Source organism: Streptomyces flaveus, from assembly GCF_014647675.1.
Taxonomy (GTDB): domain Bacteria; phylum Actinomycetota; class Actinomycetes; order Streptomycetales; family Streptomycetaceae; genus Streptomyces; species Streptomyces flaveus.
In genome coordinates, this window is record NZ_BMPQ01000026.1 from 17,691 (window position 1) to 30,726 (window position 13,036).

Genomic DNA, 13,036 nt, shown 5'->3' on the forward strand with positions numbered 1-13,036 from the left:
GTGATGGTCCGCCCGGTGCCCGCCCCCGTTACCGCCCGGTCCGGGCCCAGCGTGGGTCGCGGCCCGTCTTCGCCAGCAGTCGGTCGAAGGCGTTCGTGCCCTCCGGTACGGGTACCGGCTCGGCGAACATGCCCATCTGCCGGGCCGTGGGCGCCATTTCGGCCACGGTCTCGCCGAGTGTGTGCAGGACACCGGCGCCCTCCGGATCCGGCCGGTACTCCTGGCCGGTCGCCCGTGCCAGGTCCCAGACGTGCGCCGTCAGATCGAGCAGCACCAGGCAGCCGACCGTCCGCGCAGGCAGCCCCATGGCCCCCGTGGTCCCCTCCTCGACCCCCGGCTGTGACCAGGCCTCGACCAGCCGCGCCGCCGCCTCCGCGAACCCGTCCCGCCAGTCGTCGCCCGCTCCGACCCGGTCGGGCGTACTGGTGAAGTCCGCCGGTTTCCTGGCGGCCAGCTCCCGGAACTCCACGACCACATGGAAGAGGTGGTTGACCAGTGCCTTCACGTCGTAATCGGCGCACGGCGTCGGATGGGTGAGGGCCGCGTCCGGGATGGCCCGCACGACGGGCACGGCCTGGGCGGCGGCCGTGCCGAGCAGATCACCGAGTGAGGGCACACCGGCATTGGTCTCACTGATCTCGTTGATCTCGTAGGTCATACCGTGACCGTACGTACGCCCCCTCCCCGGCGGCTTGAAGAAACGCGACAGCCCTCAGCCGCTGCGGACGTCATACGATCCGGCCATGGCCGTTCCCCGACGTGACACGCGAGGCATCGTCGACGCCGCCGAGCTGTTCTCCCGCGTCCGCTTTCGGCGCCGCGAACCCGCCGAGCCGCTGCGCCCGTATCTGGAGCACTACTGGCTGATCGACTGGGACCTGCCCGCGCCGTACGCGTCCCACGTCGTCCCGCACCCCTCCGTGAACGTCGTCTTCCAGGCCTTCACCGGGCGTGAGCCGTTCGGCGAGGTCGCGGGGATCGGCCTGGAGCTGTTCACGCAGAAGCTTCAGGCGCGGGGGCGCGTGTGCGGCGTGCAGTTCCGGCCGGGCGGCTTCCGGCCCTTCGCGCCGGGGCACGCGCTGACGGAGTGGACGGGCAGGCGCCTGCCGCTGGACGAGGTCTTCCCCTCGGCTCTCTCGACCGCGGGCGCCGTCGAGGCCGTACTCACGCCCGATGACGAGGACGCACGGGTCGCGGCCCTCGACGCGTTCCTGCTCTCACTCGCCCCGGGGCCCGACCCGCAGGCCGACCTCGCGATGACCCTCGTCGACCGCATCCGCACCGACCGCTCGATCCGCCGCGTGGCCGACTTCGCGCGCGCCGAGGGCATGTCGGTACGGGCGCTGCAACGGCTCTTCGCGGCGTACGTCGGCGTCAGCCCGAAGTGGATCATCCTCCGTTACCGGATCCACGAGGCCCTGGAGCTGGCCGGCACCCGGCGGGACATCGACTGGGCCGCCCTCGCCGCCGACCTCGGCTACGCCGACCAGGCCCACCTCGTACGCGACTTCACGTCGACGGTGGGGGTGCCTCCGGCGGCGTATGCGCAGGGCGGCGCCCCGTAAGGGACCAGCCCCCACAGGTCCGCAGGTTCGTCACCGTTCCTCCAGCGGAGCGCCCCGCAACCGGGCGGTCTGTGTCGCCGTGAACTCCACCGTCCGCCTCATGTGACCGATGAGCAGGGCGAGTTCGTCGTCCCCGAGTTCCTCGAGGAGGGCGTACCAGTCGCCGCTCAGCCGCCGCCACATCCGGCCGAACTCCTCGGCCTTCTCGGGCACGGTCGCCACGAGTACGCGTCGCCGGTCGCCGGCGTCCCGCTGCCGTACGACGTACCCGGCCCGCTCCAGCCGGTCCACGAGCCGCGTCGCCGATCCGGTCGTAAGGCCTGTCAGCTCGGCGACGTGTCCGGTCGTGACCGGCCCCCTCTCCAGGCTGAGCAGGTTGAGGCACTGGAGGTCCGTGGGGTGCAGGTTCAGCTGGTCGGCGACGGCCTGGTTGAAGAGGGCGTACAGGGCCATGCAGCGGCGTGACTCGGTGGCCAGCTCGGAGAGCAGACGGCTGCGCCGCGCATCGGTGGTTGTGCCGGACCTGGACATGGACATGGGCATGGACCTGGAGAGGGTCATACGGGGATGTATCCCACCGGGTACCCCCGACAAGCCCCGCGAACAGGTGACGGAACCGGCCCGTCGGCACGCTCTCGCCCCGTGCGAAGCTGCACGCATGCTCGTCGCCCGTTCCGCCGCCCTCTTCGTTCTCGCCGCACTCTTCGAGATCGGCGGCGCATGGCTGGTCTGGCAGGGCGTACGCGAGCACCGCGGCTGGTTGTGGATCGGTGCCGGGGTCATGGCCCTCGGCGCGTACGGCTTCGTCGCCACCCTCCAGCCCGATGCGAACTTCGGCCGCATTCTCGCCGCGTACGGCGGAGTCTTCGTCGCCGGTTCGCTCGCCTGGGGCGTGGTCGCGGACGGCTTCCGGCCCGACCGGTGGGATGTGATCGGCGCTCTGGTCTGCCTCGCCGGAATGGCCGTGATCATGTACGCGCCCCGGGGAGGCGGCTGAGAGGGGCGCTGCTGGCCTGAGGGTGTGGCTGTCTGCCTATCCTGGCGGGGATTCGAACGCCGACTCGCGCGAGAGAGCGCGAACCCGTACGCCCGCCCGAGGAGCAGCCCATGACCGCCCCCGCCCCCAACTCCCGTATCGCTGTCGTCACCGGCGCGAGCAGCGGCATCGGGGCCGCGACGGCGCGGCAGCTGGCGGCGGCGGGTTACCGGGTGGTCCTCACGGCCCGCCGTAAGGACCGTATCGAGGCGCTGGCGGAGGAGCTCAACGCGGCGGGCCACCAGGCGGCGGCGTACGCGCTCGATGTCACCGACCGCGCGGCGGTGGACGAGTTCGCCACAGCCTTCAAGACCATCGGTGTGCTGGTCAACAACGCGGGCGGCGCGCTCGGTGCCGACCCGGTCGCGACGGGTGACCCGGCGGACTGGCGCCAGATGTACGAGACGAACGTCATCGGCACGCTCAACGTCACCCAGGCCCTGCTCCCGGCGCTGACGGCGAGCGGCGACGGCACGGTGGTCGTGCTGTCGTCCACCGCGGGCCATGGCACGTACGAGGGCGGCGCCGGTTACGTGGCCGCCAAGCACGGCGCTCACGTACTCGCCGAGACGCTCCGTCTGGAGATTGTCGGCACTCCGGTGCGCGTCATCGAGATCGCTCCCGGCATGGTCAGGACGGACGAGTTCGCCCTTACCCGCTTCGGCGGCGACGAGGAGAAGGCGGCGAAGGTCTACGAGGGCGTGGCCGAGCCGCTGACCGCCGACGACGTGGCCGACACGATCGCCTGGGCGGTCACCCGCCCTTCTCACGTCAACATCGACCTCATGGTCATCCGCCCCCGGGCCCAGGCTTCCAACACGAAGGTCCACAGGGAGTTGTGATGCCCGACTCTCAGGACGTCTCCGCCGAGTCCCCGGACTCTCCCGACTCCCCGGAAAAGCGCCGTCTGGCCCAGGAGAAGAAGAACGAACGCTACGTCTGGTGGTATCTGGCGTACTTCCTCTTCGGCATCCACATCGTGGCGTTCGTCATGATCTTTGCGGTCATGCATGCGAAGTAGGCGCCACGTACGCGAGATTGACGGTCACGCACGCGAAGCAGTCGCCTCGGAGCGCCCGCCCTGCCCCGGAACCACTCGACGAGCCTTCCGCTTCCACTGCTCGATCCTGGCCTTGCGCCGCGCATCCCGCAGTTCCCCGAACAAGCCCTCATAGCGCGCGACGATCGGCTCGGCGTCGTACCGATGCGCGCTCGCCAGCGCCGCCCGCCCCATCTCCTGCCGACCGGACTCGTCCGCGATCAGGTCGAGCATCGCCTCCGAGAGGGCGCGGGTGTCGCCCATGGGGACGAGGCGGCCGTCGACGCCCGAGGTGATGATCTCGGCGGGGCCGAGGGGGCAGTCCGTGCTGATGACGGGTACGCCGCAGCGCATCGCCTCGACGAGTGTCATCCCGAACGACTCCGCGTCCGAGGCGCTGACCACGAGCGAGGACTGGGCGAACTCCGCCTCGATGGGGGTGCGCGGGCCCATGAGCTGGGCGCGGCCGGTCAGGCCGTGGCCGTCGATCAGTGACTGGAGGTTTTCCTTCTGGGCCCCGCCGCCGTAGATCCGCAGCTGCCACTCCGGCTCCTTCGGGGCGACCGCCGAGAACGCCTCGATCAGCAGGTCGAACCGCTTGCCGGGAACGAGCCGCCCCGCCGCCGCGATCACCTTCGCGTCCCCGGTGGAGGGGGCCACGTCGCGTGGCGCCGGCACGATGTTCGGCACGGCCGTGACCCGTACGCCCGGCAGCGGCATCCGCTTCCGGTACACCTTCGCGTCCGCCTTCGTCGTGGTCACGAGCGCGTCCAACTCGCCGTACTCCTCGGCCAGTACGGCCCGCAGCTTCTTGCTGTGCGCATCGTGGCTCAGGTGTTCCTGGCCGATGCGCAGGGCGCGGGGCGGGGCGAAGCGGGAGACGTAGACGTTGATGCCGGGGCGGGTGCCGATGACGACGTCCGCGTCGCTCTTCGCCAGGTAGTCGCGTACGCGGATGTCGGTGAGGCGGTTGTACTGCTTGGACCGCTTGTCGGCGGAAGGGAAGTCGGTCGGCGGCTCCGCGTGCAGGGGGTCCGCGAGGTCCGCGCTGCCTTCCCGTGTGTCCACGAGCGGTACGAGTGTGATGCGGGGGTCGATGTCGAAGCGCGGCACGTCCCGGTGGCGCGACATCGACATGATCGTGACCCTGTGCCGGTCGGCGAGCGCCGCGGCGAGGTTGAGTGTGGTGCGGACGGTGCCCCCGATGGCGTAAGCGTTGTGCAGCAGGAACACGATCCTCATGCGTTTCGCGGTCTTCCTACGCTTCATGCGGTGCGTGCCTTCCCCGTCGCGGCTCGTTGCCCTTGGTCCCTGGGAGACGGTGGCCGGGCGAGGTAAGCCACCGGTCCCTGCGGGGTGAGAACCGGGTAAGAGACCCGGTCGTACCCCTCTCATCAGGTACTACGCGATCCAGGCCTTGGCAGACTGGGCGGGTGCCCCACACTGTGCTGCTCGCCGAGGACGACCGTGCCATCCGCCACGCCCTGGAACGCGCCCTGACGCTTGAAGGGTACGAGGTGACGGCCGTCGTCGACGGCGTGGAGGCGCTCGCGCAGGCCCATCGCCACCCGCCCGACGTACTGGTGCTCGATGTGATGATGCCGGGTATCGACGGCCTCCAGGTGTGTCGGGTGCTGCGTGCGGAGGGCGACCGTACGCCGGTCCTGATGCTCACCGCGCGCGTGGAGACCGCCGACCGCATCGCCGGTCTGGACGCCGGAGCGGACGACTACGTCGTCAAGCCCTTCGACGTCGACGAGGTGTTCGCCAGACTGCGCGCACTGCTGCGACGTACGGACACCCCCGTCGGCGTACCCAGGGAACAACAACGCATGCCCGGCGGCGGGCTCACCGTCGCGGGGCTGCGCATCGATCCGCAGGCCCGGCGCGTCTGGCGGGGGGAACGTGAGATCGAGCTCACCCGTACGGAGTTCGATCTCCTGGAACTCCTCGCCCGCAACGCCGGCATCGTCCTCGACCACTCCACGATCTACGACCGTATCTGGGGCTACGACTTCGGTCCCGGCTCCAAGAACCTCGCCGTGTACGTCGGTTACCTGCGGCGCAAGCTCGACGAGCCGGGCGCGTCCGGGCTGATCCACACGGTGCGGGGTGTGGGGTACGTACTGAGGGAGGACTGAGTGCCTTCTGCGAGGCGGCTGTTCGCGAGGCCGCGGCTGTCCTCGTTGCGGGCCACGTTCGCGGTGTCGTTCGCGGCCGTCGCGGCCGTCGTGACCGTACTCGTGGGATTTCTCTCGTACGACGCTGCCGCCCGGCTCGTCCGTGTGGACCAGCGGACCGTGTTCGAGGACGTGGTGCAGGACCTGCGCGCCCAGGTGCGCCAGGACGCCCTGACGGCACAGGACTTCGCCGCCTCCGGCACCGACGGCGGCCCGCGCGACGACCTGATCCGGCCGAGTGGCACGGTCGTGCAGGTGCTCGGGCCCGACGGCACGGTCGTCGACCGGGGCAGTCCGCCGCTGCCGGTCGATGCCGACGACCGGCGGGCCGCGTCGGCATCGACCGCCGGGCGGCTGGTGGAGCACCGCGACGTCGAGGTCGGCGGCGAGGTGTTCCGGACCGCGACCGTCGCGCTCGGGGGCGGGCGGGGGGCGGTGCAGGTCGCGCAGGAGTTCTCCGGTACGGAGGATCTGCTGCGCGAACTCCAGCAGCGGACCGTGCTGTTGGTGGCCGCGGTCGTGGTCGCCGCGGGCCTCTTCGGCTGGTGGCTGGCCCGCCGGATCACCTCCCGCCTGGTCCGCCTCGCGGGCGCCGCCGAGGACGTGGCCCGCACGGGCCGGCTCGCCACCCAGGTACCGGTCACCGGCCGCGACGAGGTCGCCCGCCTCGGCCGCTCCTTCGACCGCATGCTCGGCCGCCTCGCCCAGTCCGAGGACGACCAACGCCGCCTCGTCCAGGACGCGGGCCATGAACTCCGTACGCCGCTGACGTCGCTGCGTACCAACATCTCGATGCTCCGCCGCATCGACGAACTCCCGCCCGCGGCCCGCGAGGAACTGGTCGCGGACCTGGCCCACGAGTCCCGCGAACTGACCGACCTGGTCAACGAGTTGGTGGACCTGGCGGCGGGCCAGTCCGCCACCGAGCCGCCCCAGCAGGTCGCTGTCGCCGACATCGCGGAGGACGTGGCGGTGGCGGCCCGCCGCAGGACAGGCCGGGAGATCGTCGTACGGGCCGCCGGCGAGACGGTGATGAACGGCCGCCCGGCGGCCCTGCAACGGGCACTGTCCAACCTGGTGGAGAACGCGGCGAAGTTCGACCGGGGTGGGACGGCCCCGATCGAGATCGAGGTGACGGGCGAGGACGGCGGCTCGGTCCGCGTCGAGGTCCTCGACCGGGGTCCCGGCATCGCGGAGGAGGACCTCGGGCGGGTCTTCGACCGCTTCTACCGGGCGCCGGATGCGCGGAGCCTGCCCGGTTCGGGGCTCGGCCTGTCGATCGTGCGGGAGGTGGCGACGGCGCACGGGGGTGAGCCGTTCGCGCACCGCCGGGAGGGCGGAGGCTCGGTGATCGGGTTCACGGTGAGTGGCACGTGAGAGGGGTTGGTGCGACCAGCCTCGCCACGGCCCGTCGCACGCTGCGGACACCGGCGGTGGGCGCGGTGACGCTGGTCGCATGAACGAGGCGTACGAGGTGTGCGGGGAAGATTCTTCCGCCCATACGGGGAAGAATCTTCCCCATGCTGCCTGAAACCGCCCCTGACGCCACTCCAGCCGCTCCCGCCCACCCCAACCCCCTGAGCCAACTCTCCCTCGAGCAACTCCGCCGCCGTACGAGCATGAAGTGGCGTACCTACCCGGAGGACGTACTGCCCCTGTGGGTGGCCGAGATGGACGTGCCGCTCGCCGAGCCGGTCGCGCGGGCCGTCACGGACGCGATCGCGCTCGGCGACACGGGCTACCCGGCCGGGACGGCGTACGCCGAGGCGCTGGCGGAGTTCGCCGGGAAGCGGTGGGGCTGGGACGATTTCGCCGTGGAGCGTACGGCGATCGTGCCGGATGTGATGCTGGGCATCGTCGAGATGCTGAAGCTGGTGACGGGGCCGGGGGACCCGGTGGTCGTCAACTGCCCGGTCTACCCGCCCTTTTACCTGTTCCTGCGGAACATGGACCGCACCGTGGTCGAGGCTCCGCTGGGCGAGGACGGACGTCTGGACTTCGCGGAGCTGGAGTCGGCGTTCGACCGGGTCACCGAGGGCGGGCGCCGCCGGGTCGCGTACCTGCTCTGCAACCCGCACAATCCCACCGGCACGCTCCACACCACCGCCGAACTGACCGCCGTGGCAAGGCTTTCCCACGCGTACGGCATACGTGTGGTGGCCGACGAGATCCACGCCCCGCTCGTGTCCCCGGGCGCCCGCTTCGTCCCGTACCTGACAGTCCCCGGCGGCGAGAACGCCTTCTCCCTGATGTCCGCTTCCAAGGCCTGGAACCTGGCGGGCCTGAAGGCGGCCCTGGCCATCGCGGGCCCCGACGCGGCCACGGAGCTGGCCGCTCTCCCCGAGGAGGTGAGCCACGGCCCCAGCCACGTGGGCATCCTGGCCCACACGGCGGCCCTCCGGGACGCGGGCCCCTGGCTGGACGCACTGCTGACGGGCCTGGACGAAAACCGCCGGCTCCTGTCCACCCTCCTGACCGAACACCTCCCCGCCGTCCGCTACACCCCCGCCGAGTCCACCTACCTGGCCTGGCTGGACTGCCGGGCCCTGCCCCTCGGCGACGACCCGGCGTCCGCCTTCCTGGACCGGGGCCGAGTAGCCCTGAACTCCGGCCTCCCCTTCGGCACGGGCGGCTCGGGCCACGTACGCCTGAACCTGGCGACGTCCGAGGAACTGCTCACGGAGGCGGTGCGGCGGATGGCGCGGGCGGTGGGCTGAGGGGGGCGCGGCGGGCCCGGCTCAGGCCGTCGTTGCGCGGGCGCCCGCGCTCCAGCGCCCGAGTACGGGTTCCGCGAGGAGGCGAACCGGGCGGCACAGTGTCTGTCCATGCTGCTCGAAGAGCTCGTCGCGAGAGTCGAAGTACCCGAGATCGACGAGGACTTGGGCGGACAGATCGCAAGCCGTGCCGCCCTGCGCACCGCAGCTCACCGACCCGCTCCAGTCCACGCCGACCCGCGCTACCGCGTCGAAGAGCGTCTCACCGCCGCGATTGCTGAAGGCCTCGCCGCCTCCGGCCACCCCGTCGAACAACTCCCCGACCGGTACCCACTCCCGCTCTTGCTCCCGCTCCAGCAGAAACTCGGGCCAGGCGAGCAGCACATGCTCCGGGACGAGGGGCTTGAGCCGGGGAAACCGCGGATACCAGAAGACCCCGTCGACGAGCAGCCCGCGCACCCGCGTCCGTATGCCCATCGCCCGAGCGACGGACTCCAGCACAGCCATCCGCTGACTACACGAACCACGCCCCAGCCGCAGCGTCCGCGAGGCCGGATGCCGGTCCTCCACGGAGTACACGGGCCGCACCTCACGCGCGATGATCCCGTGCGCCACCTGAAGCGCCGCACGAGCCTCGGCCCCCGGCCCCGCCTCGCGCCGTACGCGCTCCACGAGGGCCGCCACGACGGGCTGCTCCCAGTCCAGAACGGCGGTGGCCCGCGCCGAACCACCCACGCCGGCCGCCGTTTCCGGCCGAACCTTCGCACCCCGCCACGGCATCAACAACCGACTTGTCACGCCCACCCCCGCCTCCGGCTCCGTTTGCCAGCAGCGTATGCGAGAGGTCCTGCCGCCGGTCAGTGGCTTGCGAGCTCCCCGCTGAGCGTGCCGTGGATCCGGGCGCTGGGCTCGTTCAGGCCGATGATCTCGACGGTCTTGCCGCACTGGGCGTACTTGGTCTCGATGGCGTCCAGGGCGGCGACGGACGAGGCGTCCCAGATGTGGGCGGCGGACAGGTCGATGACGACCTGGTCGGGGTCGGTGGCGTAATTGAACTGCCCGACCAGGTCGTTGGAGGAAGCGAAGAACAGCTCACCCGTGACCCGGTAGACGACCGTGCTGTCGTCGGGGTCGGTGACGGCGGTGACCTCGGCGAGGTGAGCGACGCGCTTGGCGAAGATGACCATCGCGGTGATCGAACCGACGACGACGCCGATGGCGAGGTTGTGGGTGACGACCACGCACGCGACGGTGATCACCATGACGGTGATCTCCCCGGCCGGCATCCGCCGAAGCGTCTTCGGGGCGATGGAGTGCCAGTCGAAGGTGGCCGCGCAGGGTAGATGCCGGAGGCCCTTGACCCCTGTCGCGCAGAGTGTGAGCACGTAGGGGGAGGATGTTCTCCAGGTGCTCAAACGAGCGACGCTTGAACACGGCGAGGAGACGTGCTCACGCCGTGAGACCAGCCCTCACAGGGCCCGCGCCGGCCGAGCTCCCGCGACCGGCTGCCGTGCTTCACCGCTCCGACGGACTGGGAGCCGTGCACAGTGCACAGATCACGATGGCGTTGATCGCGATCAGGACGAAGGCCCAGAACGGCGCGTAGGGGATCCAAAGGAAGTTCGCCAGCATGGCCAGGCCGGCCAGCCCCACACCGACGACCCTCGCCCAGGTGGCGCCCTGGAACAGGGCGGCGCCGGCGAGAGTGATGACTACACCCATGACCAGGTGGATCCAGCCCCATCCGGTGAGATCGAACTCGAACACGTAGTTGCGGGTGGCGACGAACAGATCGTCACCGGCGATGGCGGCGATGCCCGCGAAGAGCGTCATCAGGCCACCGAAGATCATCATTACGCCCGCGAAGACCACCCAGCCGCTGCCGAGACCGGCCCTCTCCGAACTCCGCACCGTCGCTCCCGAGCGGGCCCCACTCACATGACTGGTCATCGCCGGCTCCTTTGTGTCGTACGGCTGTGTCGTACGGCCCGCACAACCGCGCGTTCGCGTTCGGCCGGTCGGGCTACTTCCAATCTCACCCTGTGGAGTGCGCTGCGCACCTCGGGGCGCCTGACGGGTAGCTCTTGATGAGTAGTTCGCAGACCATCTGTGCAGGCCAGGGCTATATCGACGCGGTTGCGGGGCAGGGGCCGCAGGCAATCACACACCCGGTCATCGTGTACGCCGGTCCCGGCGCCGACGCACGGTAAAGGCACTGGCGAGCATGCCGAGGCCCCAGGCGATCAGAAGAGCACCCCATAGCGGCATGGTCACCTCTGGGACGAGAAGACGGATCTTGATACTCGCGCGGTTCTCGAAGATGAAGACCAGAGCGATCGCAGTGATCAGAATGAACGGTGCGAGGCGGCGGACACCGGGGCGGGAAAAGAATGGCGTGTGCGGCTTTTGGTCTGTGCTGGTTCGAGCCATGAGATGTCTCTCCATCACGTTGCCCCTTCATCCAGCGTCCTCTTCCAGTACGCGGATCGCTACCGAAGGAGCGGCGGGACCGCATGTTGCCACGGCGGCTCGGGCCGTCCCGTCGCAGCGACGCCGACGGCCGAGATGCCTGCTGGTGCGGGGTGTGGAACGGTGGGAGAGGGCCGGGGGCCAGGCTCGGACAGGGGCAGTTGCTCCGCAGGGCCGCCCCCCAGGAGGTGGCGTCATGGCTGACCAGGTCAGCGGGAGGCTTCCGGAGGAGCGGGCGGCGCGGGGCCGGGCGGCGCGGGCGGACGCGCCGCGCTCCGCTCACGCGGAATACCAGCCCTCGGCGAAACGACCGGACCCGGTGGACACCATCGAGGCGCAGTCGGCCGCCCGGCTGCCGGAACTCGTGCCCATCCGGTACGGGCGGATGCTGGAGTCCCCCTTCCGCTTCTACCGGGGTGCCGCCGCCATCATGGCCGGTGACCTGGCCGACACTCCCCGCTCGGGAATCACCGCGCAGCTCTGCGGGGACGCGCATCTGCTGAACTTCCGGTTGCTCGCCTCGCCCGAGCGGCATCTGGTGTTCGACATCAACGACTTCGACGAGACCCTGCCCGGCCCCTGGGAGTGGGACGTCAAGAGGCTGGCCGCCAGCCTGGCCATCGCCGGACGCGAGAACGGCTACACGGATGCCGAGCGGGCCTTGGTCGTACGAACCACCGTACGGTCCTACCGCGAACGGATGCGCCACTTCGCCGGCCTGGGCAACCTCGCCGTCTGGTACACCCAGGCCGACGCGGACACGCTGCGGGCCCTGGCGGACCGGAAGCTGGGAGCGCGGGGCCGCGAGCGTACCCGGCGGGCCATGGCCAAGGCCCGCAGCCGCGACAGCCTCCAGGCCTTCGAGAAGCTGACGCGGGTGGCCGACGGCCGACGCAGGATCACCCCCGACCCGCCCCTGATCGTGCCGCTGCAGGACCTGCTGCCGGGCGTCGAGCGCGACGCGCTGGAGGAGCAGCTGCGCGAACTGATCGAGCGGTACAGCCACAGCCTGCAGTCCGACCGCCGCCATCTGCTGCGGCAGTACCGGGTCGTCGACATGGCCCGCAAGGTCGTCGGGGTCGGCAGCGTCGGCACCCGCTGCTGGATCATCCTGCTGCTCGGCAGGGACGACGAGGATCCGCTGCTGCTCCAGGCCAAGGAAGCCGACCGGTCGGTGCTGGCCCCGTACGCCGGGACGAGCGGCTACGACAACCAGGGCCAACGTGTCGTCGCCGGGCAGCGCCTCATGCAGGCCGCCGGCGACATCTTCCTCGGCTGGGAACGCGTCACCGGCATCGACGGACGCCAACGCGACTTCTACGTACGCCAGTTGCGGGACTGGAAAGGCATCGCCGAACCCCAGCTCATGGTCCCCAAAGACATGCGCGCCTTCGGTGAACTCTGCGGCGCCACCCTCGCCCGCGCCCACGCCCGCTCCGGAGACCGCATCGCCATCGCCGCATACCTGGGCGGCGGAGATGTCTTCGACCACGCGCTCACCGAGTTCGCCGAGAGGTACGCGGACCAGAACGAACGCGACCATCAGACACTTACCGACGCCGTACGTACCGGCCGGGTTCCCGCCCAAAACGCGTAGCGCCTGCAGGGGGCGGAAACGACTGCCGCACGGCACGGCAAAGGCAGGAGGACGACTCGGATGGCCGGGTAATGGCCGAGTAGGAGGTCCTGTCGCCGGCCGTCGGCCGGGGTGATCCTCAGGACCGCGACGCCGCGTGTTCCTCGACGATCAGTCCCGCAGGGACTGAAACCGACGCGGTCCGGCCGTCGGCCTGAGCAGCGTCGCGCAGCCGTACGACGAAGCCGCCGCCTGCCTGCGGATGCTCCAGGAACTGCTGGCGGCTCCCGAACCACTGCCCAACCCGCCCACCCCTATCTTGCTGCCGCCCCAGCTCGTCGTCCGTTCAGCCAACACCTGCGATCCCGCTCATCAGAGTCTTTTCGTGGATACCTCCGGCTTTGGCCGGGGGAGGAAACGAAACCCCTGCGGAACAGGGCGAGGAGCTGGGATTCGC

14 protein-coding genes and 1 pseudogene are annotated in these 13,036 nt (G+C 70.5%); 8 read left to right on the forward strand and 7 right to left on the reverse strand.

Annotation, left to right across the window (positions count from 1 at the left end; translation table 11 throughout):
- Nucleotides 1-28: 28 nt before the first annotated feature.
- Complete coding sequence (locus tag IEZ21_RS35170; protein ID WP_189325872.1) at nucleotides 29-658, reverse strand: TIGR03086 family metal-binding protein; 630 nt, start codon at nucleotides 656-658, stop codon at nucleotides 29-31.
- 85 nt (nucleotides 659-743) lie between these two features.
- Between IEZ21_RS35170 and IEZ21_RS35175 the strand changes: the two genes are divergently transcribed.
- A complete protein-coding gene (locus IEZ21_RS35175; protein WP_189325873.1) occupies nucleotides 744-1,565 on the forward strand; it encodes a helix-turn-helix domain-containing protein in 822 nt (273 codons plus the stop codon).
- Between the two features lie 30 nt (nucleotides 1,566-1,595).
- On the opposite strand, the gene IEZ21_RS35180 is transcribed toward IEZ21_RS35175, so the two are convergent.
- A complete protein-coding gene (locus tag IEZ21_RS35180) occupies nucleotides 1,596-2,096 on the reverse strand; it encodes a MarR family winged helix-turn-helix transcriptional regulator (RefSeq protein WP_189325960.1) in 501 nt (166 codons plus the stop codon).
- A gap of 127 nt (nucleotides 2,097-2,223) precedes the next feature.
- Between IEZ21_RS35180 and IEZ21_RS35185 the strand changes: the two genes are divergently transcribed.
- From IEZ21_RS35185 to IEZ21_RS35195, 3 genes are all read left to right on the forward strand, one after another.
- A complete protein-coding gene (locus tag IEZ21_RS35185) occupies nucleotides 2,224-2,562 on the forward strand; it encodes a YnfA family protein (protein WP_189325874.1) in 339 nt (112 codons plus the stop codon).
- Between the two features lie 110 nt (nucleotides 2,563-2,672).
- A complete protein-coding gene (locus tag IEZ21_RS35190; protein WP_033319468.1) occupies nucleotides 2,673-3,443 on the forward strand; it encodes an SDR family NAD(P)-dependent oxidoreductase in 771 nt (256 codons plus the stop codon).
- Nucleotides 3,443-3,622 (forward strand): hypothetical protein, encoded by a 180-nt coding sequence (locus IEZ21_RS35195; RefSeq protein ID WP_189325875.1) that lies wholly within the window; start codon nucleotides 3,443-3,445, stop codon nucleotides 3,620-3,622. Before IEZ21_RS35190 ends, IEZ21_RS35195 begins: the two co-directional genes overlap by 1 nt.
- 24 nt (nucleotides 3,623-3,646) lie before the next feature.
- On the opposite strand, the gene IEZ21_RS35200 is transcribed toward IEZ21_RS35195, so the two are convergent.
- Complete coding sequence (locus IEZ21_RS35200) at nucleotides 3,647-4,882, reverse strand: glycosyltransferase family 4 protein (RefSeq protein ID WP_189325961.1); 1,236 nt, start codon at nucleotides 4,880-4,882, stop codon at nucleotides 3,647-3,649.
- Between the two features lie 191 nt (nucleotides 4,883-5,073).
- Here IEZ21_RS35200 and IEZ21_RS35205 point away from each other — a divergent pair, with 191 nt between their 5' ends.
- The 3 genes from IEZ21_RS35205 (at nucleotide 5,074) to IEZ21_RS35215 (ending at nucleotide 8,537) form a co-directional block, all read left to right on the forward strand.
- Nucleotides 5,074-5,781, forward strand: a complete 708-nt coding sequence (locus IEZ21_RS35205) for a response regulator transcription factor (protein WP_189325876.1) — start codon at nucleotides 5,074-5,076, stop codon at nucleotides 5,779-5,781.
- Nucleotides 5,782-7,197 (forward strand): sensor histidine kinase, encoded by a 1,416-nt coding sequence (locus tag IEZ21_RS35210; protein ID WP_246568460.1) that lies wholly within the window; start codon nucleotides 5,782-5,784, stop codon nucleotides 7,195-7,197.
- 143 nt (nucleotides 7,198-7,340) lie between these two features.
- Complete coding sequence (locus tag IEZ21_RS35215; RefSeq protein WP_189325877.1) at nucleotides 7,341-8,537, forward strand: MalY/PatB family protein; 1,197 nt, start codon at nucleotides 7,341-7,343, stop codon at nucleotides 8,535-8,537.
- A 21-nt stretch (nucleotides 8,538-8,558) separates the two neighbouring features.
- Here the strand turns inward: IEZ21_RS35215 and IEZ21_RS35220 are convergent, their stop codons facing one another.
- The 4 genes and pseudogenes from IEZ21_RS35220 to IEZ21_RS35235 all read right to left on the reverse strand — a co-directional run bounded on the left by IEZ21_RS35220 (nucleotide 8,559) and on the right by IEZ21_RS35235 (nucleotide 10,964).
- The gene (locus IEZ21_RS35220) at nucleotides 8,559-9,269 is read right to left on the reverse strand and encodes a transglutaminase domain-containing protein (RefSeq protein ID WP_308429669.1); all 711 of its coding nucleotides are present in this window, start codon (nucleotides 9,267-9,269) and stop codon (nucleotides 8,559-8,561) included.
- Nucleotides 9,270-9,391: 122 nt separating this feature from the next.
- Nucleotides 9,392-9,865, reverse strand: a pseudogene (locus IEZ21_RS35225) (STAS domain-containing protein); the annotation flags it as partial.
- A gap of 184 nt (nucleotides 9,866-10,049) precedes the next feature.
- Nucleotides 10,050-10,484, reverse strand: coding sequence for a DUF7144 family membrane protein (locus IEZ21_RS35230; RefSeq protein WP_373302347.1), 435 nt, complete (start codon nucleotides 10,482-10,484; stop codon nucleotides 10,050-10,052).
- Nucleotides 10,485-10,706: 222 nt separating this feature from the next.
- Nucleotides 10,707-10,964, reverse strand: a complete 258-nt coding sequence (locus IEZ21_RS35235; protein ID WP_189325878.1) for a hypothetical protein — start codon at nucleotides 10,962-10,964, stop codon at nucleotides 10,707-10,709.
- 235 nt (nucleotides 10,965-11,199) lie between these two features.
- Between IEZ21_RS35235 and IEZ21_RS35240 the strand changes: the two genes are divergently transcribed.
- A complete protein-coding gene (locus IEZ21_RS35240) occupies nucleotides 11,200-12,600 on the forward strand; it encodes a DUF2252 domain-containing protein (RefSeq protein ID WP_189325879.1) in 1,401 nt (466 codons plus the stop codon).
- Nucleotides 12,601-13,036 lie beyond the last annotated feature (436 nt).

What these genes read in the sequence shown, in the direction of transcription:
- IEZ21_RS35170 (WP_189325872.1), bottom strand. Translation starts at nt 658, where the DNA reads ATGACCTACGAGATCAACGAGATCAGTGAGACCAATGCCGGTGTGCCC.
- IEZ21_RS35175 (WP_189325873.1), top strand. Translation starts at nt 744, where the DNA reads ATGGCCGTTCCCCGACGTGACACGCGAGGCATCGTCGACGCCGCCGAG.
- IEZ21_RS35180 (WP_189325960.1), bottom strand. Translation starts at nt 2,096, where the DNA reads ATGTCCAGGTCCGGCACAACCACCGATGCGCGGCGCAGCCGTCTGCTC.
- IEZ21_RS35185 (WP_189325874.1), top strand. Translation starts at nt 2,224, where the DNA reads ATGCTCGTCGCCCGTTCCGCCGCCCTCTTCGTTCTCGCCGCACTCTTC.
- IEZ21_RS35190 (WP_033319468.1), top strand. Translation starts at nt 2,673, where the DNA reads ATGACCGCCCCCGCCCCCAACTCCCGTATCGCTGTCGTCACCGGCGCG.
- IEZ21_RS35195 (WP_189325875.1), top strand. Translation starts at nt 3,443, where the DNA reads ATGCCCGACTCTCAGGACGTCTCCGCCGAGTCCCCGGACTCTCCCGAC.
- IEZ21_RS35200 (WP_189325961.1), bottom strand. Translation starts at nt 4,882, where the DNA reads ATGAGGATCGTGTTCCTGCTGCACAACGCTTACGCCATCGGGGGCACC.
- IEZ21_RS35215 (WP_189325877.1), top strand. Translation starts at nt 7,341, where the DNA reads ATGCTGCCTGAAACCGCCCCTGACGCCACTCCAGCCGCTCCCGCCCAC.
- IEZ21_RS35230 (WP_373302347.1), bottom strand. Translation starts at nt 10,484, where the DNA reads ATGACCAGTCATGTGAGTGGGGCCCGCTCGGGAGCGACGGTGCGGAGT.
- IEZ21_RS35235 (WP_189325878.1), bottom strand. Translation starts at nt 10,964, where the DNA reads ATGGCTCGAACCAGCACAGACCAAAAGCCGCACACGCCATTCTTTTCC.
- IEZ21_RS35240 (WP_189325879.1), top strand. Translation starts at nt 11,200, where the DNA reads ATGGCTGACCAGGTCAGCGGGAGGCTTCCGGAGGAGCGGGCGGCGCGG.